Source organism: Streptomyces sp. NBC_00454 (assembly GCF_041434015.1).
In the GTDB taxonomy this organism is placed as follows: domain Bacteria; phylum Actinomycetota; class Actinomycetes; order Streptomycetales; family Streptomycetaceae; genus Streptomyces.
Map to the genome: position 1 here is coordinate 352,167 of NZ_CP107907.1, position 19,847 is coordinate 372,013.

Consider the following 19,847-nt stretch of genomic DNA (forward strand, 5'->3'; position numbering starts at 1 on the left):
AGAATCGTTCAGGTCACCTCGTGGCGAGGTAGTCGAACCCACGCCCACCCGCCACGATCGGTACGACAATCGTCTTCTCGGCCCGCAGAGCATGCTCCGCGAGTGGGCGACGAAAAGCCGGCCGGGCTCACGGACACCAGGAGCCGCCGCTCCGGCTCGCCCGGGCCTCCACCGTGTAGCCCTTCTCCCCCTCGAATGCCCAGGACACGGCGAGATGGGAGGTGGCGCCGTCGATCTGTTTGGTGAAGCAGAGGCCGATCCGTTCGCCGGACGGGTCGCTGCGCCAGGCGGGCTCGTCCGGCTCGGGCGGTGCCGACAGCCAGCCGTTGCGGGCGGCGGCCGCCTGGTAGTAGGCGACGACGTCCGCTCGGCGGGCGGGCTCGGCGTACCCGAGGCCGAAGTACGCGAAGCGGTCGTCGTCGTCGCAGCCGGAGTAGGAGTCGTCGGCCTGTGCTCCTTGCGGAGTGCCGAGCGTCCGGAGCTGGGCGGCCACCGGGTCCTGCAGTGCCGCATCCGCGGCGGTGCAGCCGTAGATCCCGCCGTTGAGGGCCCACCAGCCACCGATGGCTATGAGTGTGCCGAAGACCAGTCCGCCCGCAACTACGGACGCTCCCACCCGAAGATCGTTCACGGCCGGGAGCGTACCGGTCGCCAGCGGCGGCGAGAACCCTGGGTCAGCGGGAGAGGGAGACGGCGAAGGGCCTGAAGCCGTGTCGGCGCAGGATGTGGGGCACGACCAGGATCATGGCTTCGGTGGCGCGTGCTGTGGTGATGTCGCCCAGGTCCTCGATCAGTTCGGGCTGCCAGCCCAGGTCGCCGAGCAAACCGGTGACGGTCTTCTTCGCGTGTTCGTCATCGCCCGAGAGATAGGCGGTCGGTGGGGTGGCCAGGGTTTCGGGAGCGGTCATGACCATGAAGAGCATGGTGTTGAGCGTCTTGACCACGTGGGTGTCGGGGAGCGCGGCCTGGAGCTTCTCGGCGAGGCTGCTGCCGGGATAGCACAGCTCGCCGGGTAGGCCGTCGCTGTCGTCGCGGGTGGCGTTGGAGACGTCGATGAGTATTTTGCCGGCGAGTTCGGTGCGCAGCTCGGTGAGGCGGTCCAGGGAGCTGTCGCCGGGCGTCGCGTTGATCACGATGTCTGCGGTGCGGGCAGTGGTGCGCTGGTCGGCGAAGGCCACCGGCGGGGCGAGTCCCGCGGGGCGGGCGGCGGTGCCTTCGGGGCTCCGGGCTCCGAGGGTGACGTGGTGTCCGGCTGAGGAGAGCTTGGCGGCGAGGTTGGTGCCGACGCGGCCGGTGCCCAGGATGCCGATGCTGGCCATGGGGTGATGCTCCTTGCGGTATCGGGGTGGGGAAGAGCGGAGGGTTCCGGTCAGGCGATCGGTGAGAGGACCTTGAGGGCGGCGGCGTGGAGGCCGGGGGCGGCGGCCAGGAAGTCGCGGCTGCCGGTGTTCCAGGGTTCGCCCGCCAGGTCGGTGACGGTGCCTCCGGCTTCGGAGACCAGCAGGGCGCCGGCGACCAGGCCCGAGCGGACGTCGGAGAACTGCCAGAAAGCGTCCATGCGTCCGGCGGCGACGTGGATGAGCTGCATCGTGGCGGGAACGGACACGCGCACGACCAGGCCGTTGATGAGCATGGCGGTGACGGAGTCACCGATCCGCCGGAAGGTGCGCTCGTCCTCTCCGGGCTTGGCCTGGCCGGTGCCGATGAGCGCGGCACCCAGGTCGGTCTTGGCGGACACCTTCAGGGGCCGGTCGTTGAGGTGGGCACCGCCGCCGGCGACCGCGGTGTAGGTGTCGCCGGTCAGCGGCAGGTGGACGACGGTGAGTACCGGCTGGTTGTCGCTGACCAGGGTGGCGGTGACGGCCCAGTCGTCCATGCCGTGGACGTGGTTGATGTTGCCCTCGGCGGGGTCGACGACCCACCACTCCCCGGGCGGGAGCGCGCCGCCGGCCAGCTCGTCCTCGGCCCACTGCGACCCCGGCCGGGCCCGCAGCAGCGGTTCCCGCAGCACGTCCAGCACCGCGTCGTCGTTGGCGTGGATCTCCTCCACGACCTCGTCCAGGCTTACGCCCCGGGCGTGGGAGGTGTAGCGGTCGCGCAGCGTGCCCCCGGCGGCCTTCACCGCGGCCGTCACGTCGGAGAGGAGGGTCGTACCGGCGGCGAAGGGCATGGCTGTGCTCATGGCGGGCTCCCTGGGATCGATCGAAGCGGGGTGGTTGTTCCGCCCCCGCACTTCGAAGGTAGGCCGCCTGGCAATTAACAACAAGTGCATGCTTGTCACTTGTAGAGTTACTGTCATGCAACTGGATTTGAACCTGCTCACGGCCCTGGACGCCCTGCTGGAAGAGGGCAGCGTCGCCGGCGCGGCAGCACGCCTCCACGTCACCTCACCGGCGATGAGCCGCTCCCTGGGTCGCATCCGCAAGGCCACCGGTGACCAGATCCTGGTCCGCACCGGCCGCAGTATGGTCCCCACCACCCGCGCGCTGGCCATGCGCGCCCAGGTCCACGCCCTGGTGCAGCAGGCCCACCAGCTTCTCTCCGCGCAGCAGGAACTCGACCTGGCGGCTCTGGACCGGGTGTTCACCGTGCGCTGGCACGACGCCCTGACCGCAGCCTCCGGCACCGCCCTGATCACCGCCGTCCACCGCCAGGCCCCCGGCGTCCGGCTGCGCCTGTCCGCCGAACCCGGGACGGACGACGCCGAGCTGCGCCGGGGTGAGGTCGACCTCGAATCGAGTTCCGGCACTCCGACGCTCCCCGACATCCGCCACCGCCTCGTCGGCAGCGACCGGCTGGTCGTCGCCGTCCGACCCGGCCACCCGCTCACCGAGGGCACGCTGAGCCTCGAGCGTTACGCAGCCGCCGAACACCTCACCGTTTCGCGGCGCGGAAGCCTGCAGGACCCGATCGACGAAGCCCTGACCGCACACGGCCTCGAACGACGCGTCGTCGCCGCCGGGCCCACCGCCGCCTTCGCACTGCAACTCGTCCTCGACACCGACCTGGTCGTCACCCTCCCCGACGCGGTCACCCGCACGGCCCGGGAACAACTCGGCCTGGTCACACTGCCGCCGCCACTCCCGCTGCCCGACGTACCCCTGTACCTGCTGTGGCACCAGCGCTACGACAACGACCGCGCCCACACCTGGCTGCGAGAGCTGGCCACCGAAACCGTCCGGGCACTCTTCACGCCCGTCCCCCGCCCGGCCGCCGCGTCCGGAGAGGCGGGGTGTACTGTGCCGAATGTTTGAACGTGTTCAACGACAAGATCGCCCGGCATCCCGGAGCGAGCGGGGGAATGAGCAGTGGCACGGAAGATGACGGGCAGGCGGACCCTGTGCATCACGGGGTACGCGACAACAGCCCAATACGCGGCCATCGGCATCGTCCTGATCGCGCTGTCCCTGGTGACCGAGGGGCTGCCCATCGAGCGCAGCGACTGGCTGTACTCGCTGGTGTGGCTCGGCTTCCTCAGCGCCGTCCTGGGACTGGTCCAGGCCGTATTGTTCGCCACTCCCACTGCCTTGATCGGCGAGGCCCTGGCCCGGCGGCTGCCCGGCGGCCGGATTCTGTGGCACCTGGTGCCCGTCCCCATCCTGCCGCTCGCCCCGGCCACTGTCGCCTATGCCTTCGACGGCGCGGCCTGGCAGTGGTGGGCCTACCTGACCCTGCTGGGCTGCGTCCCCGCCTTGGCCGTGGGGCGGTTTCGAGTCCAGGACGCCCTGTTCGCCGCCTGGACCTAGGGCGCGCACCGCGCCCCGACGGCCGAGCTCAGGTGGGCTTGCGCCACACGGAGATGTGCTTCGCGGAGTCCTGGGTGAACGGCGCTCCGTCCCAGTCCGCGACGCGACGTTCCAGCTCGAGCCCGGCGATCCGTGCCATCAGGTCGAGCTCTGCCGGCCAGGCGTAGCGGTGCCGGGAGTTTTCGCGGCGGTAGCGGCCGTCGTCGCTGTCGCTGTCGCCGTCGCGGGTGAAGTGGTGCGAGACGAGGATCTGCTCGACGAGGTCGAAGGTGTCGAAGCCGAGGTGCTGCTCGGAGACGTCGAACGGCACCGCGATCTGGCCGGGCGGCAGGAACCGCAGCGGCGGCACACCCAGCTCGATGACGAACCGGCCGCCGGGCTCCAGATGGCGTGCGGCGTTGCGGAAGCACTCGACCTGCTCGTCCTGCGTGAGCAGGTTCGTGATGGTGTTGTAGACGAGATAGACCAGGGTGAACCCGCCGGGAACGACGGTGGTGGCCATGTCCCCGATGACCACCGGGAGCGTGTCCTCGTCGGTCTTGCGCCGCAGCACCGCCGCCATGTGCTCGGACATTTCGATGCCCGTCACCGGCACACCGCGCTCCCGGAGGGGGACGCCCACGCGTCCGGTCCCGATGGCGAACTCCAGTGCCCGGCCGTCTCCGGCGAGCTCGGCGAGGAAGTCGAGGGTCGGTCCGAGGACGGCGGCCGAGGACATCTCGGTCTCCTCGGCGTCGTAGCGGTCGGCGGTCGCTCGGGTCCACAGCTCACTGCTCGTCACGGGCGGCCACTTTGCCGGGTACCGCGGAGCGCTGTCGACCCATTTACCTTCCACCGGCTCCGATCACACGGTTCGGGGCCGGTCGGGAGAGATCTTTCCGGGCACCGCCCGCTGGGTGGCTCTTACCGGGCGTCGACCAGGTCGAGGACCTCGGTCAGCGCGGCGGTGAGGGCCTGGCGGCACGGCCGGTCCGTGCCTCGGTGTACCCGGATGTAGAGCGGTCGCAGGGTTCGGACGGTGTTGGAGTACCAGGCGGGGACCGGACCGCGCGGCAGCGTGCGGAACGCCTGCGCCACGGGCTCCAGCCAGGCCGTCACCGTTTGTTCGGTCAGATCCTCGCGAGCCAGGACGATGTCGAGGGCTCTGGCCAGCCGGTCGTCCTCTTGCTGCTCCAGTACGTGGTCCGTGGGCGTCAGCAGGCGGGTCGCAGCCAGGCGCAGCAGCAGCCGAGGGTCGGCCTCGGGCCGCAGCCCGAAGGCCCCCAGCAGGTCGGCGCCGTGGGCCACCGCATGCAGCCAGCCGATCGTGTCGTCGTAGCCGCGCAGGTCGGTCTCGGTGACGAACCAGTCGGCGAAGGCGTCCAGCCAGCCCGGCCGGAACTCTCCTGCCCGCACCAGATAGGTCAGCACGAGCGGAGCGAACGTACGGGCCTGTATCTCCTGGTCGGTGAAGCGGACCGCCATCGCGTCACCCAGCGCCGACCGCCTCGGGCCGTCGATCACCCCACGCGCGATCCATTCCCTGAGCACCATGAGCGGGGCACCGTCACGGATCTCGGGGTCCGGGTCGGCCAGTGCCTGCGAAAGATCGGCCACGAGGTCGTCGAAGGACTGCGTGGCGGGAACGGCGTAGTCGTGGTCCTCGATGACACTGTCCCAATTGATCATGGAGGCATCGTAGGCAGGCCCTGGTTCCCCTGCACAACAGGATTTCCCGCCCGGGCCGGGGCGACCGTACCGACGCAGCGGTGATCAGGACCATGCGGCCGGCGCGATCACGCCCCGGCGTTCCCGCTGCCGCCCCGCTCGACCGGGATCCACAGCTGGGAGCCGGTCTCGGCGCCGATCTCCACCGGCTGCGTCAGCAGGAGCTCCGGACCTGGCCGGCTCGCGTACGGGTTCGAAGGGAACCACTGCGTGAACACATCCCGCCACAGCTCCTGGATGGCGCTCGGATAGGGCCCGTGGTTGTCGAAGACCGCCCAGGTACCGGCTGGCACGTCGAGGGCGTCGAGCTCCTCGGCAGTCGCCTCGGGACCGGTCACCACACCGATCCAGTAATCCACCTCGGCACCCTCCTCCCGGCTGTCGGTCAGGTGCACCACCGCCGACAGGACCCCCTCCGGCTCCCGGTGGACCAGCGCCTTCATCCGTACGATCGCCTGCCGGTCCAGGCCCGCCAAGTGCGCCGTGGCAGCCGCGTTGACCCCCTCGTGCACGAGGGGGACCCGGGCCTTCCTTCCGACAACCCGAAACGCCTCCTTCTCCACGATCCGGTACCGCATGGTGGTGCCCCCTTCGACGACGACACGGAAGGACATGCGCGGCTGTGCTGTGAGCACGGCACCAGTGCGCCGGGCCTCGCCCGGCCCGATGCCGTGCACCGACCGGAACGCCCGGGCGAACGCCTCGCCCGAGCCGTACCCGTACCGCACCGCGACATCGAGCAGCGTCAGCTCCCCGGCCAGTACCTCGGCCCCGGCGAGCGTCATCCGCCGACGCCGCACGTAGACCGGGAGCGGCATCCCAGCGAGCGCGGAGAACAGCCGCCGGAAGTGGTACTCCGACACCGCGGCGATCCGGGCGACCTCGGCCATGTCGACCTCCCGGTCGAGGCAGGTCTCCAGGTGGTCCAGCGCCTGATTCAGCCGCTCCAGCACGTGTATCCGTCCTTCTTCCTTGTGTCTCCGCTGCAGGAACTGCCCTTGCGGGGTCAGGCCGTCTTGATGGAGTTGAGCGCATTCGATCGCGCCCCGCCCGACAAATCCAGTGCAGGAATTGTCGGGCAGGATGACCTGGCGCGGCCTGAGGCTTACGGCCATGACTGATATTGATGGAGTATGCGAGCCGCGGTTTGCCGCGGTCCGTGAGGCGCTTGCGGCTTCGCTCGGCAGCCACGACGTGGGTGCCTCGGCGGCCGTCTACGTCGACGGCGAGCCGGTGGTCGACATCTGGGGTGGGTACGCCGATGCGGACCGTTCCGTCAGGTGGGAGCGCGACACCCTCACCAACGTGAACTCAACGACCAAGAACATGACCGCCCTGTGTGCGCTGATCCTCGCCGACCGAGGCCAGCTCGATCTGTCCGCGCCGGTCGCCGCCTATTGGCCCGAGTTCGCCGTGGCCGGCAAGGAGGGCGTGCTGGTCCGGCACGCCCTGTCACACACCGCGGGGCTGCCGGACCTGTCCGGGCTGAAGGCGGTCGAGGAGCTCTACGACTGGGAGGGCGTGACGGCGGGGCTGGCCGCGCAGGCTCCCGAATGGGAACCCGGAACGGCGGCCGGCTATCACGCGCTCACCTTCGGGTTCCTCGTCGGTGAGATCGTCAGCCGCATCACCGGACGCAGTCTCGGCGAGTTCTTCGCCGAAGAGGTGGCGGGGCCGCTGGGCGCGGACTTCCACATCGGGCTTCCTTCGGAGGACGACCACCGCGTCGTGCCGCTGATCCCCCCGCAGTCGCTGACCGACGAGTACGCCTCCAGCGCGCCGCCCGGGCCGGACGGCGCACGCCGGGAGTACACCGGTGCCGCGATCCGCGTCAGGGACGTCAACTCCGTGGCGTGGCGTCGTGCGCAGATCCCGGCGGTGAACGGCTTCGGCAACGCCCGGTCTGTCGCCCTCGCCCAGTCGGTACTGGCAAACCAGGGATCGGCCGGCGGGGTGCGACTGCTGTCCCCCCGGGGCTGTGAGCCCGCGTGGCAGGAGGTGTTCCGCGGCGACGACCTGGTCCTGCGGACGCCGATGTCCTGGACCGTGGGCTTCGGCAAGTTCGGCAACACCTTCGGCTGGGGCGGCTGGGGCGGCTCGCTGGTCGTGAGCGATCCCGACTCGCGCATGACGGTGGCCTACGTCATGAACCAGATGATCGACCGGGACCGGCAGGAGGACAACCGCGGCATGGAGATCGTCATGGCCGCCTACGGCGGACTGCGCTGACGGCACAGGGGAAGTCCGTGGTCGGTACCCGGACGGGCTGCCCTCTCCCGCTGTGCGACGCCGGACCGGGCCGGATACACCGCAGGGGGTAGGCCGGCTACCCCGGTGGTGGGCCCGAAGATCAACCCCTGGTGGGTCGAGAAGGCTCCGCCGCCCGGGCTACATTCTCCGCCGTCCCGTGCAACGTGGACCAGACGACGGAGGAACGATGAAGCTCACGACGAAGACCGCCCTGACTCTTGCCGCGGTCCCGGCCGCGCTACTGCTGCTCGCGGGGCCGGCCTCTGCCGGCTCCGGTTTCGAAGTCACCGGCACCGGCGGCGACATCGGCGGCGCCTGGGCGCACGGATACTACGGAAAGGCGGCCGACGGCCGGGTCCACCTGAGCGGCGAACTCAAGGACACGGCGAGCGACGGCAAGGGCGCGGCGCTCAAGATCCACGCGGTGTACTCGGACGGCGGCACCCGCGACGTGCAGGTTTGGAACACACGTGGCAACCAGGCGATCGTGAGCATCGGCGAGTACAGCTTCGCTGGGAACGTGAGTCGTATCGAGCTCAAAGAGTGCCTGTTGTACCGCGGAGGCGACGGCAACATCTACGTGGGTGCCTGCGCCGCGGGCGCCGAAGTCCTGTCCTTCTGACGCTCGTCCGAACGCCCAGGGTGACGAAGAGGACCAACGGATCTGGAGCTACGGCCGCCGGGCGCCGCTGAACGCGGAGGCGTCCGCAATCAGTCCTTGATGGGGCTCTCGCACACGGCAGGCTGCCCGGCCGCGGGCGAGGTGCCCCGCGCGAGCACCTTGCGGCCGTCCAGGAGGATCGCGCAGGTGGCCACCGCTCCCTTGGCGGGGATGACGCTCACCTTGGCGTTCTTCCCGTCGACGATCACCACTTCCTTCCGCCAGGCTCCGGTCGTATCGGCCTCGCTGTGCCGGCGCACGTCCGTGTCCTCCCACGGATAGCGGCCTTTGGTGTCCTGGTAGGTGACGCCGTACGTGCCGGATTTGGAGGTCTTCGCCGTATAGGTGATCGCCCAGGCCTTGCCGAAGTCGCCGCTGAACTGGACCGCCGCGAAGACCGCGAGAAGCCCGATCACACCCACGACCAGGGGTGTCACACAGCAAGCCGTACGCCGAGCACTCATCACACCGCTCCGTCCGGACGCCCACCGTGGGCCTCCTCAGCCTCCCATCCAATCGGAGCGAAAGGAGCGGATCGTCACCTTTCAGGTGGAACCGCGCATACATCGTAGGTCGCACTCCCATGGCAGAAAGGCCCACCCTGCAACCCCGGCTCCGGCCCGGTCTCGTAGCCCTTGACGCTCATTGATACGCCTGCGCACATCGCCTGATACATCCCTGACGGCCAGGGTGCATACCTTCGAGACGTCGCCTCGGCGCCCACCGGCCCGAGTGGCCGTCCCCGTCTGAGAAGCGCGCCCCGAAAGGCCCCCTTGCCGATGCGTATGCCCCCTCGCTCCCTGCGCCGCTGCCTCCTCCCCGTGACGGCCGTCGCCTCGGTCATCCTGGGGACCGCTTCCTGCGGCAACGCCCAGCCCGAGGTCGTCGGCTCGGCCAAGGTCTCCGCGCAGGACGCAACGGCCGGTTCGGCCCGGCTCACCTACGACTTCGGTGACAGCGCCTACGCGCCGCCGGGCCTGGACGGCAAGCGTACGGAGCTGAAGGCCGCCGTCACCTACCCGCGCAAGCTGGAAGGGGGCAAGCATCCCCTGGTGATGATGCTGCACGGCTGGGGCGACACCTGCGCCGCGGGTGACGAGCCGGTCCGCGGCCAGGGCTGGCCGTGCGCCAAGGGCGCCGAGCCGGTCGGCAACTACCTGGGCTACTCCTACCTCGCCGAGGCACTGGCCGACAAGGGATACATCGTGGTGTCGGTGGCGGCCAACGGCATCCAGGCCCAGGAGAAGAACCAGGGCCAGGTCGCGCGGGCGGCCCTGCTGGACAAGCATCTGGAGATGTGGGAGCAGCTGTCCACCGGGGAAGGCCCGCTGCGGGAGCTCAAGCAGTTCACGGACCACGTGGACCTCGACCGGGTCGGCACGCTCGGACACTCCCGCGGCGGCGGCGGTGTCCTCGCCCAGGCCCTGGACAGCCACAAGCTCCCGCCCGGCGTGCACCTCCGCGCCACCCTCGCACTCGCGCCCGCCATGAACGGCATCAACGCGGACAAGGAACACATCACCCGCGTTCCCCTCTCCCTGGTCGCCGGAACCTGCGACGCCATGTGGGAGGACAGCAAAGTCCCCGTCGCGATGGCCGCCGGGAACCCGCACGTCGAACACCACGACGTACCCGGCGGCAACCACAACTTCTTCAACACGGTCTGGACCCCCGGCACCGGACCGGCCTTCGCAACCGACGACGTCACCGTCGACCACCGCAATCGCCCCGGCGGCCGGTGCGAGAGCACGAACGCAACCGGCACCCCCCAGCAGCTGGAGCCCACCGAGCAACGCGAGATCGCGATCCGCTACGCCACCGCGTTCTTCGACAAGTACCTGAAATAGCAACCCTTCTCCCGCCGGGCTCGCCACCCAACTCAAGGAGCGCCGGCCTGGACGCCTGGGCCGCCGTGCGGTTACGGGTTCCACACCTCGAACTCCGAGAACTGGCCGGCGGGCCAGCCGGTGTTCGCGGAGACGGTGACCCGGATATAGCGCTGTGCGGTGGCGGGGAAGGTGAGGGTGACGGTGTTGTTGGCGGCGGGGTCGAAGGTGTAGGAGGCGGAGGACTTCAGTGTGGTGAAGGCCGCGCCGTCGGTGGAGCCCTGGACGGTCAGGGTCTGGTTGCGGGCGCCCCAGGTGGCGGGAAGCCGCAGAACGACCTTGCCGGCGATCTGTGCGGAACCGAGGTCGACCTGGATCCACTGCGGGAAGGCGTTGTTGGCGCTCTCCCAGTAGCTGTTCTGGTTGCCGTCCGTGGCATTTGACGACGAGTAGACACCGGTGTGGCTGGTCTCGGTGGTGGGTCTGCCCGCGGCCAGGTCGGTCGGCGTGGGGTTCCCGCCCGGAACGGCGAAGGTGAGCTGGTTGAGGTTCCACCCGCCGTGGTCCTGGTCGACCGTCAGGGTCTGCTTGCCGGCCGGAAGTGCGACGGTGGCGGTGACCGTGGTCCAGGACTGCCAACCTCCGGTCGCGGGGATGCTGATGGCGCCGCTGAGGTTCGTGCCCGAGGCGTCGGACAGGTGCAGAGCGCCGGTGACGGCGGAGGGGGCCGCCAGTCGCAGGCCGACGGTGTACGTGCCCGCGGAGGCGACGTTCACGGTGTAGCGGAACCATTGGCCACCGCTGGTCCAGCCCAGGTTCTGGCCCCCGCCGGTGTCCGAGGTGCTCTCCAGGTCCACGCCGTCGGAGCGGTAGGCGGAACCGTTGCCGTTGATGGAGGTGACGTTGTACGCCGCGCCCTGGCCGCCGGTGTCATAGTTCTCCGCCTGTACGGTGCCGGGTACGGCCGCGGGCGTGCCGCCGTAGGGGCCTTGCGGGGTGGTGGTGCCCTGCCAGCTGTTGCCGCTGACCGACGCCGTAAAGCCGCTCGAGTTGTTGACGAAGGCGGTCATGCCGGATTTCAGCCCGGTGAGGGTGTTGCCCGTGATGGTGGCGGATCCGGTGGGCGCCGGGTAGAAGGGAGGTGCGATCGCCACACCGCCTCGGCCCGGGTTGGTGATCGTGTTCTCCTTCAGCAGGGTGTCGGTCGAGGTGGAGAAGCCGATTCCGTCGTAGAGGGAGTCGCCGACGGTGTTTCCGGTGACGTTGACCTTGTCGACGATCCCGGTGTTCTGGCCGTCGCCGCCGTTGCCGACGTGCAGGGCCGGCTGCCCCTGGCCGTACGCGTTGCCTCCGGAGCGGAGCACGGTGTTACCCGTGACGGTCGCGGAGAGCAGGTCGTCGCCGTTGACGCCGAAGCGGCCGGCTCCCAGGCCGATGTAGCGCGCGGTGTCGCTGACCTGGTTGTTGGTGACCTGGTGACCACTGCCCCCATAGATCGCGACGCCCTTGCCGCCCCACGGCGCTATCGAGGTGTTGTTGCTGACCGTGACGTTGGCCATCGGGTGGTAGTAGGTCCTGGAACCGTCGCCGTTGGTGTTGTAGTTGACCGAGTTGACGGCGATCGCGTCGTCTCCCGTGCCTCGCACGAAGTTGTTGGTGACGGTCAGGGTGTCTCCGGTGTCTGCTCCGAGCGAGACGTTGTTGACATTGATGCCGTCCGCCCAGATCGAGGTCAGGCGGCTGTTGCTCACCTTGCCTCCGGTGCCCGAGGCCCAGAAGCCGGACATGGTGTGCTGGGTCCAGATGCCGTCGGCCGACCAGTTGCTGCCGGTGGTGTCCATGGCGCCGCCGTCGCCGCCGATGGTGCTGCGGCTGACCGCGTTGGCGTCGATGTGGAAGTCGCGCACGGCGCAGGACGTGACGGAGAACAGGGCCGCCAGCGGCGTGGTGTTGGGTACCGGTACGTCGCGGTAGACGGTGCTGTACCACTGGCCTGCGCCGGCGATGGTGATGCCCTGTGCGTGCAGACCGGTGGTGCCCTTCACGTAGAAGGTGCCCTGAGGAATCCAGAGCGTCTTGCCCTGTGACTGGGCCTGGTTCATGCAGCTCTGGATGGCGGGGCCGCTGTCGGTGGCCTGACTGTCGGCGGAGCCGTTGGTCGGGCTGTTGTCGGCGACCGCTCCGCAGCTGGTGATGGAGATCGACCCGGCCGGCTGGGCGAGCGGTGGCGGCGGGTTCTCCACGTCGATCACGTCGATGTCGTAGAAGGACGCGGTGTTGGCGGAGTCCTGCCGGAGGGAGAACGTGGCACCGGCCGGGATGGGCGCGCCGGTGACGAAGGCGTGCACCTCGTCCCAGAACACGCGCGGGTTGCCGTCGGCCGGGTTCTGGTTGTCGCTGGTGTTGTAGTTGTTGTTGCCCTCGTACACCCAGCTCTGCTTGGAGTTGAGGTTCAGTGCCTGCCGGAACGTGCCGTTGACGTACAGGTTCAGCGTGGCGGTGATGCCACCGCCGGATGGCGAATCGGGGATGCTGGCCCGGACGTTGAGGAAGCTGATGGGCTGTCCGGTGGTGTTGGTCCACCCGACGGACTGCCCCGTGCCGCCGAGACGGACGTACGCATGGCCGGACGCCTCCAGCGCGGCGCTGGAGTACTGATCGGTCGGCGCCGCTGTCACCGAGGTGACGGCCGCGCCGCCTCCGAGGGCTCCGGACTCGCCCTCGTAGCTGCTGAACCCGGTCGTGGCGCCGGCCACCGTACTCGCGGCGGTCGTGGCTCGCGTCGATCCGGGGACGGCGCTTGCCGGGACCGCGGGCATCCACGCCATGCCTACGACGGCGACGACCGCCACCGCAAGGAGTCGTCTCATGCGTTCCGCGCGGCGGACAGGTAACGGAAACTCCAGCATCTGACGCTCCTTCAGGGACCGTGGTGCGCGCCGGGCTCCGACCGTACAAAGGACTCTGGAGCCGTGCAAGGTTTCTACAGGGACAAGAAAAGACCTCACAGTTCGATGGATGGACACCACAGCCTGCGCTTCGTCGGACGCAGGGTCCCCGGCCGGAAGGACGCTACGACGTCAACGGCCAGGGACGCCCGGACGCGGAGCGGGCGAAAGCGGCAGGAAGTGCGGATACCGAAGCGGTAAGCAAGGCTTTATTGCGGAGTCACGTCTGTTTCTTGCGCAGGTTCATAGACTTCCTGCATCCGGAGTCGTAGCCTCCCGCGTTGAGCCACTTCGCACACTCCGATCGAGCCGCAAGGACGTACGCGCCCGTGTCCCAGTCGCCGCAAAGTCATGCACCCACTCCCGAGCAGGTCCGCAGCCTGAGACGGCGCGGAACCGCCGTCTTCCTGTCCCTTTCGCTGGCCGCCACCGCGGCCTTGACCGCCCTCGCGGTCGGCAGCGCGCCGGCCGCCCACGCCGTCGGGGTGCCCGCACCCTCGCCCGTCGCCGTACCCGGGCGGGGCGCGACCGTGCCCTTCACCGAGTTGGAGGCCGAGTACGCGGCCACCAACGGCGCCCTCATCGGCCCCGACCGCCTCTACGGCCACCTCCCCTCCGAGGCGTCCGGCCGACAGGCCGTGACGCTCGGATCCGCCGGGCAGTACGTGGAGTTCACCCTCACCAAGCCCGCCAACGCGATGTCCCTGCGCTACAGCCTCCCGGACACCGGGGACGGCAAGGGCCGCGACGCCACGCTGGACGTGCAGGCGAACGGACAGTCCGTCAAAACGCTGGCCGTCACCTCCAAATACAGCTGGTACTACGGCGGCTATCCCTTCAACAACAACCCGGGCGACACCAACCCGCACCACTTCTACGACGAATCCCGCACCCTGCTGGGCGCCGACTACCCGGCCGGGACCAAGATCCGGGTGCAGGTGACCTCGACCGCGCAGTCGCCCTCCTTCACCATCGACCTCGCCGACTTCGAGCAGGTGGGCGCGGCTTCCGGCAAGCCCGCCGGAGCACTCGACGCCGTCGCGGACTTCGGGGCGGATCCGACCGGAGCCACCGACTCCACGGCCCGGATGCAGGCCGCCGTCGATGCGGGCCACGCCCAGGGCAAGACCGTCTTCGTGCCGCCGGGCAACTACACCCTCTACGACCACGTGGTCGTGGACGGGGTCACCGTCCAGGGCGCGGGCCCCTGGTACACGGTCTTCGGCGGCCGCGACCCGGTCAACCGCAACCGCGCGGCCGGCTTCTACGGCAAGTACGTGGCGGGCGGCGGCTACACCGGCCCGGTCCGGCCGCACGAGGCGAACGGGCCCAGCCAGAACGTCACCCTCAAGGACTTCGCGATCATCGGCGACGTCCGCGAGCGGATCGACGACGACCAGGTGAACGCGCTGGGCGGCGCCATGTCCAACTCGACGGTCGACAACCTCTGGATCCAGCACGTCAAGGTCGCGGCGTGGATGGACGGTCCGATGGACCGTTTCACCATCAAGAACAGCCGTTTCCTCGACATGACCGCCGACGGCGTGAACTTCCACACGGGTGTCACGAACTCTCGCGTCACCAATACGTTCCTGCGCAACACGGGTGACGACGGTCTGGCCTCCTGGCCCCAGGACAAGCCCAACACCGACATCAGCTTCGACCACAACACCGTCGTACTGCCGATCCTGGCGAACAACATCGTCACCTACGGCGGCAAGGACTTCACCATCTCGGACAACGTCATGTCCGACACCATCAGCAACGGCGGCGGGCTGCACATCGCCAACCGCTACCCGGGCGTCAGCTCCGGCAAGGGCACCGCGGTCGCCGGCACCATCACAGCCGCGCGCAACACCCTCATCCGGGCCGGGAACAACGACTTCAACTGGAACTTCGGGGTCGGCGCCATCTGGTTCTCCGGCCTGAACGAGGCCGTCCAGGGCGCGAGCATAAGGATCTCCGACACCGACATCCTCGACTCCTCCTACGCCGCGATCCACTCGATCGAGGGCCCCATCAGCGGGGTGGAGTTCACCAACATCAACATCGACGGCGCCGGGACGTACGCCATCCAGGCCCAGTCGAACATCTCGATGAAGCTCACCAACGTCACCGCGAAGAACATCGCCCAGGCCGCCACCCCGATCCACAACTGCATCGGCACCGGTCTGCAGATCACCGATGGCGGCGGCAACTCCGGCTGGAACACCGGACAGACCTGTTCCGGTGTCTGGCCCGAGCCGGTGTGGACCAACGGTGGCGTCCCCGGTGGCGGCACCACCACGCCGCCCACCACGCCGCCCACCACTCCCCCGACCACCCCGCCCACGACCCCGCCCACCACTCCCCCCACCACCCCTGCGAACGGCAACCTCGCCCAGGGCCGCCCCGCCACCGCGTCCTCGGCGGTGCAGTCCTACAGCGCCGCGAACACCGTGGACGGCAATGCCTCGACCTACTGGGAGAGCAACGGCAACGCCTTCCCCCAGACCTTGACGGTCGACCTCGGCGAGACCAAGCAGATCGGCAAGGTCACCCTGAAGCTGCCACCGTCCGCAGACTGGGCCACGCGGACCGAGAACCTCTCGGTGCTCGGCTCCACCGACAACTCTTCCTGGACCACGCTCAGCGGCCCCTCCGGTGTCACCTTCAACCCCGCCTCCGGCAACACGGCGACGCTCGCCCTCAACCCGGCCGGCGCCCGCTACGTCCGTCTGAACATCACCGGCAACACCGGCTGGGCGGCCGGGCAGATCTCAGAGTTCGAGGTGTACGCACCCGAAGGCAGCCCGACCACCCCGCCCACCACGCCTCCCGCGACGACTCCTCCTCCCGCTCCCCCGGCCGACTCCAACCTGGCGCAGGGCCGCCCCGCGGCCGACACCAGCCACACCCAGGGCTACGTGGCCGGCAATGTCACCGACGGCAACGCGGGCAGCTACTGGGAGAGCAACAACAACAACGCTTTCCCCCAGTCGCTCACCGTCGACCTCGGCGCCCAGCGCACCGTCGGCCGCCTCGTCCTGAAGCTCCCCTCCTCCTGGGGCACCCGGACACAGACGCTGTCCGTGCTCGGATCGGCCGACAACACGGCCTGGACGACACTGAAGAACTCCGCCTCGTACACGTTCACCGAGGGCACGAACACCGTCGCCATCACCCTTCCCTCCACAGGCGTTCGGTACCTGCGCCTGACCTTCACCGCGAACAACGGCTGGCCGGCCGGCCAGCTTTCGGAACTGGAGGCGTACACCTCGTAACGAGCGGCGCACCCTCCGGCGGACGGCCGGCCCGCACTCCGGGCCGGCCGTGCGGCGAAGGGCGAATACGAGGCCCTCGGGCGGCCGACCCGCGAGGCGATGGGGTTTGGTAAATCTCCTGCAAAACTAGGGAGTTGGGGCGTCGGGGAAGAACTCCCTCCGGGCCTACGGTGACCCGCATGACGAAGAGCGACGAGAACGACGAGCAGAAGACCGATGTCCGCGTGAGCATCATGGGTGGTCACCGCCTGGAGGGAAAGACCCTTCACGAGCGGACGGTGACGGCGTCCCTCATCGGAGGTGCCCACATCGACCTCACGGACGTCGACCTCCCCGACGGGGCCGAGGTCAAGATCACCAAACTCAGCCTCATCGGGGGCGTCACCCTGAAGGTCCGTCCGGACGTCACCGTGAAGGTCGGCGGCATCAGCCTCGGCGGGGTCACCGACGCGGGTCCCGCCTCGCCGGGCGGGCCGACGGTGCGGGTCGACGCCTGGGGGCTCCTGGGCGGCGTACGCGTGGAGCGCGGCTGAGGTCCGCCGGCGTCGGCACCTGAGCCCGCAAGGGCACGGGCGCCGACGCCGACGCCGACGGCGTACTGGGTCAGGCCGGCGGGGTCGCGCCGGCGGTCACAGCACTGGCTAGTGGTGCCAGGCACGCCCGCCCGTGTTGTGGATGAGTCGCTGCAGCACCTTGAGCGTGGTGAGGTATTCCTCGTCGGAGACGTCCGCGTGCCGTTCCGCCCACAGTTCGCTCTGGAGGGCCGCAGCCTTGTCGTAGAACGCCCGCCCCTCTGCCGTCATGCCCAGCCGCCCCTCCGCGTCCTCGGTGATCCAGCCCTGGGCAATGGTCCGATCCATCTCCGACTCCAGGGCTTCCCGGCCCTCGTCAAGGTAGTCACGCAGGAGGTGCGACACCTCTTCGCGGGTCTTGACGGTGTCGGCACGCGCGACTTGCGCGAGGACCCACCACTGCGGCTGGGTGGTACCGATCCCGTCGAGTGCGCCCCGGGTGCGGGTGACGACGGCCTTGTAGGCGGCCCAACTCCAGTAGCCGATGGGCTGCTTGATCAGTTCGGCGTCAGTGTGCGAATACTCCATGGCCGGCCCCTTCGTTCCTTGCTCGTGCTGGCTCGACGAGACCGACCCTAGGAGCTCAACCAGACTTGAGGTCAAGGCCGTCCGGCGAGAACTCCCCAGCCCCGGGAGAGGTCGCCGACGGCAGGGCGGATACGACCGGCCGGACGGAGTCATCCAGCCAATCACTTGGCATGGCCCTGACATTTCAAGGTCCTTGTGACACGTTCCGTCCGCGCCCCGATCCGCACAGGGCGCGCAGCCCTCCCCCGGCCGTACCCCGCGGATTCCGCCCCCGCCGACCGGGCGCACGCCGGCGCGGCCCACCCAGGCCCCGCTCACCCCACAAGGACGTGGCAAAGAGGAGCGAACATGATGAAGATCTCGACACTGTCGGCTGTCACCGCCCTGGCGGCCGTACTGGTCGTCGGCGCATCGACGGCGGCGTCGGCCCTGGGCCCCGCGGCCGACCAGCAAGTGGACGGCGTGATCGTGGTCTCGGGCAACACCTGTAGCTGGACCAACGCCCGTACGAGCGCCAACCCGCCGAGCGCCCTGACCGTCGACCGCACCAGCATCAACTCGCCCGGGGGCAACCTGGCCTGCAGCGGCGGCATCACCGCCGCCCTCAACAACAACCCGGCCTTCACCTTCGACGACGCCAACGGCACCGCGAAGACGGACGCCATCGACATCTCCGGCAAGCAGAGCTTCGTGTCCTGCCGCTTCAAGGCCACGAACATCGTGTGGAAGCGCGACGGATCGACCCGCAAGTACGTCAACCAGGCCTTCACGGCGACGAAGGTGTCGGGGAGCTTCCTGTGCCCCGGCTCCGTCACGACCGGCGCGGGCGAGGCCTCCATGCTGTTCCACTGATCCGCTGTTCCACTGATCCGCTGACCCACGTGCGCCGCAGCCCCGCACCGGACTGCGGCGCACCCGGCCCGGCCCCGCCGGGCCCGGCCCCGCCGTCGAATCGAAGAATCGATTATGCATACGGCGGGCCGAAAGGCGTCCCGCAGCGACAGGTGGCGGATGCATGTCCACCCGTTCGACTGACATCTCCCCACGTCCGGACGAACATCCACATGATCGAGCCGGCTCCCGGTGAAGCTCGTGGGCGTCTGGCAGCCGCCGCTGCCGCCCCGAGACGAAAGGCCGGCAACTCCATGTTGATCGTCCAGCTCGCCCTCGTATCAGAGACTCAAACCAATCAGATCAGCCCCTCGCAGCTCAACCGAGTGGCAGCCGCTCTCCAGAAACAAGCCACCCGCGACTTCGGCCCGCTCTGGCAGGTCGACGCGACCGTGGACGCCTTCGACCGGCTCGAAGACGTTCCGGTCGGGTACTGGCCGCTCATCGTGGTCGACGATGTCCCCAACGCGGCGGGCTTCCACACGGACGAGAACGGACAGCCGTACTCCCTGATCGAGTTCGGCGACAGCTGGTCGCTGACGGCGAGCCACGAAATGCTGGAGATGTGCGCCGACCCGTTCGGAAACCGTCTGATTGCCGGCAAGTCTCCCCACCCGGACCAAGGCGTCGTCGAGTTCCTGGTCGAGGTCTCGGATCCCTCGGAGGCAGCCGAGTTCGGCTACACCGTCAACGGCCTGCTCGTCTCGGACTTCTTCACCCCCAGGTTCTACGATCCGGTCACCACCGAAGGTGTCCGTTACAGCTTCGGCGGACACATCACGCAGCCCCGGCAGGTGCTGCGCGGCGGGTACATCAGCTGGCGCGAGCCGGTCTCGGACGAGTGGTGGCAGCAGACCTGGTTCAAGGGTTCGGAGCCGAAGTTCCGCAACCTGGGGCGCCTGACGGGCAGCGGCAGCCTCCGAGCGGCCATCGACGCCAAGACCAAGACCGTCAGTCGCCTCGCCGTCAGCGGTCCCGCCTCAAAGCCGTTCAGCGCCGCGCGGACCCTTACCGCCCTGGCCAAGGAGTCCACCAACGCGCGGGCCGAAGCGTGGCGTGCCGAGATCGGGCGCCTGAAGGTCGCGAATCCTGCGGCAAAGGCCTGGAAGGGGAAGGAGAGTTGACGGTTACCAGCTGCGAGCACGGCCTTCAGCCCGGATGTCAGAGAGGCCGTCGTGAGCGATGACGCCCAGCAGCGCAAGGATCGCGCGGAGAAGATGCGCCAGAGGATCCACCGGCCCGCGCCCGGTCCGGCGGGGCCGACCCCGGCCGAGGATGAGCCGCCGGAAGGGCAGAGTCTGAAGGACCGCATCGAACGACGCATGCGTGAACTGGACGAAGCCGACCGCAACGATCACCCTCCCTCCTCGGGTGATGACGGCGCGCCCTGATACCGGACGGCGCTTCTCCACCGGATGGCTCCGGCCCGGCATCTCGTGCCGGGCCGGGGCGTCC

19 protein-coding genes and 1 pseudogene are annotated in these 19,847 nt (G+C 69.2%); 11 read left to right on the forward strand and 9 right to left on the reverse strand.

Translation table 11 applies throughout. The annotated features are described in order from the left end of the window. Positions 1–127: 127 nt before the first annotated feature. Genes OHU74_RS01540 through OHU74_RS01550 form a run of 3 tightly spaced genes read right to left on the reverse strand, consistent with a single transcriptional unit; the run spans position 128 to position 2,182 of the window. A complete protein-coding gene (locus tag OHU74_RS01540; protein WP_371614173.1) occupies positions 128–631 on the reverse strand; it encodes a hypothetical protein in 504 nt (167 codons plus the stop codon). A gap of 43 nt (positions 632–674) precedes the next feature. Next, positions 675–1,319 (reverse strand): NADPH-dependent F420 reductase, encoded by a 645-nt coding sequence (locus tag OHU74_RS01545; protein WP_371614174.1) that lies wholly within the window; start codon positions 1,317–1,319, stop codon positions 675–677. Positions 1,320–1,369: 50 nt separating this feature from the next. Next, on the reverse strand, positions 1,370–2,182 hold the full coding sequence (locus OHU74_RS01550; RefSeq protein ID WP_371614175.1) for an inositol monophosphatase: 813 nt from the start codon (positions 2,180–2,182) through the stop codon (positions 1,370–1,372). Between the two features lie 115 nt (positions 2,183–2,297). Here OHU74_RS01550 and OHU74_RS01555 point away from each other — a divergent pair, with 115 nt between their 5' ends. Both OHU74_RS01555 and OHU74_RS01560 read left to right on the forward strand, forming a co-directional pair. After that, a complete protein-coding gene (locus OHU74_RS01555) occupies positions 2,298–3,254 on the forward strand; it encodes a LysR family transcriptional regulator (RefSeq protein WP_371614176.1) in 957 nt (318 codons plus the stop codon). Between the two features lie 54 nt (positions 3,255–3,308). Next, positions 3,309–3,746 (forward strand): hypothetical protein, encoded by a 438-nt coding sequence (locus OHU74_RS01560; RefSeq protein ID WP_371614177.1) that lies wholly within the window; start codon positions 3,309–3,311, stop codon positions 3,744–3,746. 28 nt (positions 3,747–3,774) lie between these two features. Here the strand turns inward: OHU74_RS01560 and OHU74_RS01565 are convergent, their stop codons facing one another. From OHU74_RS01565 to OHU74_RS01575, 3 genes are all read right to left on the reverse strand, one after another. After that, a complete protein-coding gene (locus OHU74_RS01565; protein ID WP_371614178.1) occupies positions 3,775–4,527 on the reverse strand; it encodes a class I SAM-dependent methyltransferase in 753 nt (250 codons plus the stop codon). Positions 4,528–4,649: 122 nt separating this feature from the next. Beyond that, positions 4,650–5,414, reverse strand: coding sequence for a DUF2785 domain-containing protein (locus tag OHU74_RS01570; RefSeq protein WP_371614179.1), 765 nt, complete (start codon positions 5,412–5,414; stop codon positions 4,650–4,652). A 107-nt stretch (positions 5,415–5,521) separates the two neighbouring features. Further along, complete coding sequence (locus OHU74_RS01575) at positions 5,522–6,406, reverse strand: GyrI-like domain-containing protein (RefSeq protein ID WP_371614180.1); 885 nt, start codon at positions 6,404–6,406, stop codon at positions 5,522–5,524. Positions 6,407–6,566: 160 nt separating this feature from the next. On the opposite strand from OHU74_RS01575, the gene OHU74_RS01580 reads away from it, so the two are divergent. Next, the gene (locus OHU74_RS01580; RefSeq protein ID WP_371614181.1) at positions 6,567–7,682 is read left to right on the forward strand and encodes a serine hydrolase domain-containing protein; all 1,116 of its coding nucleotides are present in this window, start codon (positions 6,567–6,569) and stop codon (positions 7,680–7,682) included. Positions 7,683–7,890: 208 nt separating this feature from the next. Next, complete coding sequence (locus OHU74_RS01585) at positions 7,891–8,325, forward strand: hypothetical protein (RefSeq protein WP_371614182.1); 435 nt, start codon at positions 7,891–7,893, stop codon at positions 8,323–8,325. An 89-nt stretch (positions 8,326–8,414) separates the two neighbouring features. On the opposite strand, the gene OHU74_RS01590 is transcribed toward OHU74_RS01585, so the two are convergent. Beyond that, the gene (locus OHU74_RS01590) at positions 8,415–8,801 is read right to left on the reverse strand and encodes a hypothetical protein (protein ID WP_371614183.1); all 387 of its coding nucleotides are present in this window, start codon (positions 8,799–8,801) and stop codon (positions 8,415–8,417) included. Positions 8,802–9,143: 342 nt separating this feature from the next. On the opposite strand from OHU74_RS01590, the gene OHU74_RS01595 reads away from it, so the two are divergent. After that, positions 9,144–10,211 carry an alpha/beta hydrolase family protein gene (locus OHU74_RS01595; protein ID WP_371614184.1) on the forward strand — a complete coding sequence of 356 codons (1,068 nt, stop codon included), beginning with the start codon at positions 9,144–9,146 and terminating at the stop codon, positions 10,209–10,211. A gap of 71 nt (positions 10,212–10,282) precedes the next feature. On the opposite strand, the gene OHU74_RS01600 is transcribed toward OHU74_RS01595, so the two are convergent. Next, positions 10,283–13,060: a discoidin domain-containing protein gene (locus OHU74_RS01600; RefSeq protein WP_371614185.1), complete on the reverse strand. Its 2,778-nt coding sequence runs from the start codon at positions 13,058–13,060 to the stop codon at positions 10,283–10,285. 407 nt (positions 13,061–13,467) lie between these two features. Here OHU74_RS01600 and OHU74_RS01605 point away from each other — a divergent pair. The 3 genes and pseudogenes from OHU74_RS01605 to OHU74_RS01615 all read left to right on the forward strand — a co-directional run. Next, positions 13,468–15,915 (forward strand): annotated as a pseudogene (locus OHU74_RS01605) (discoidin domain-containing protein); the annotation flags it as partial. Next, positions 15,910–16,401, forward strand: a complete 492-nt coding sequence (locus OHU74_RS01610) for a discoidin domain-containing protein (protein ID WP_371619530.1) — start codon at positions 15,910–15,912, stop codon at positions 16,399–16,401. The pseudogene OHU74_RS01605 and the gene OHU74_RS01610, both read left to right, overlap by 6 nt. Positions 16,402–16,580: 179 nt before the next feature. After that, complete coding sequence (locus OHU74_RS01615; protein WP_371614186.1) at positions 16,581–16,934, forward strand: hypothetical protein; 354 nt, start codon at positions 16,581–16,583, stop codon at positions 16,932–16,934. 108 nt (positions 16,935–17,042) lie between these two features. Here OHU74_RS01615 and OHU74_RS01620 read toward each other — a convergent pair whose 3' ends face one another. After that, on the reverse strand, positions 17,043–17,501 hold the full coding sequence (locus OHU74_RS01620; RefSeq protein ID WP_371614187.1) for a MarR family transcriptional regulator: 459 nt from the start codon (positions 17,499–17,501) through the stop codon (positions 17,043–17,045). Positions 17,502–17,849: 348 nt separating this feature from the next. On the opposite strand from OHU74_RS01620, the gene OHU74_RS01625 reads away from it, so the two are divergent. The 3 genes from OHU74_RS01625 (at position 17,850) to OHU74_RS01635 (ending at position 19,783) form a co-directional block, all read left to right on the forward strand. Then, the gene (locus OHU74_RS01625; protein WP_371614188.1) at positions 17,850–18,353 is read left to right on the forward strand and encodes a hypothetical protein; all 504 of its coding nucleotides are present in this window, start codon (positions 17,850–17,852) and stop codon (positions 18,351–18,353) included. Between the two features lie 293 nt (positions 18,354–18,646). After that, entirely contained in the window at positions 18,647–19,516 is an 870-nt protein-coding gene (locus OHU74_RS01630; RefSeq protein WP_371614189.1) for a hypothetical protein, read from the forward strand. 51 nt (positions 19,517–19,567) lie between these two features. Beyond that, positions 19,568–19,783: a hypothetical protein gene (locus tag OHU74_RS01635; RefSeq protein WP_371614190.1), complete on the forward strand. Its 216-nt coding sequence runs from the start codon at positions 19,568–19,570 to the stop codon at positions 19,781–19,783. Positions 19,784–19,847 lie beyond the last annotated feature (64 nt).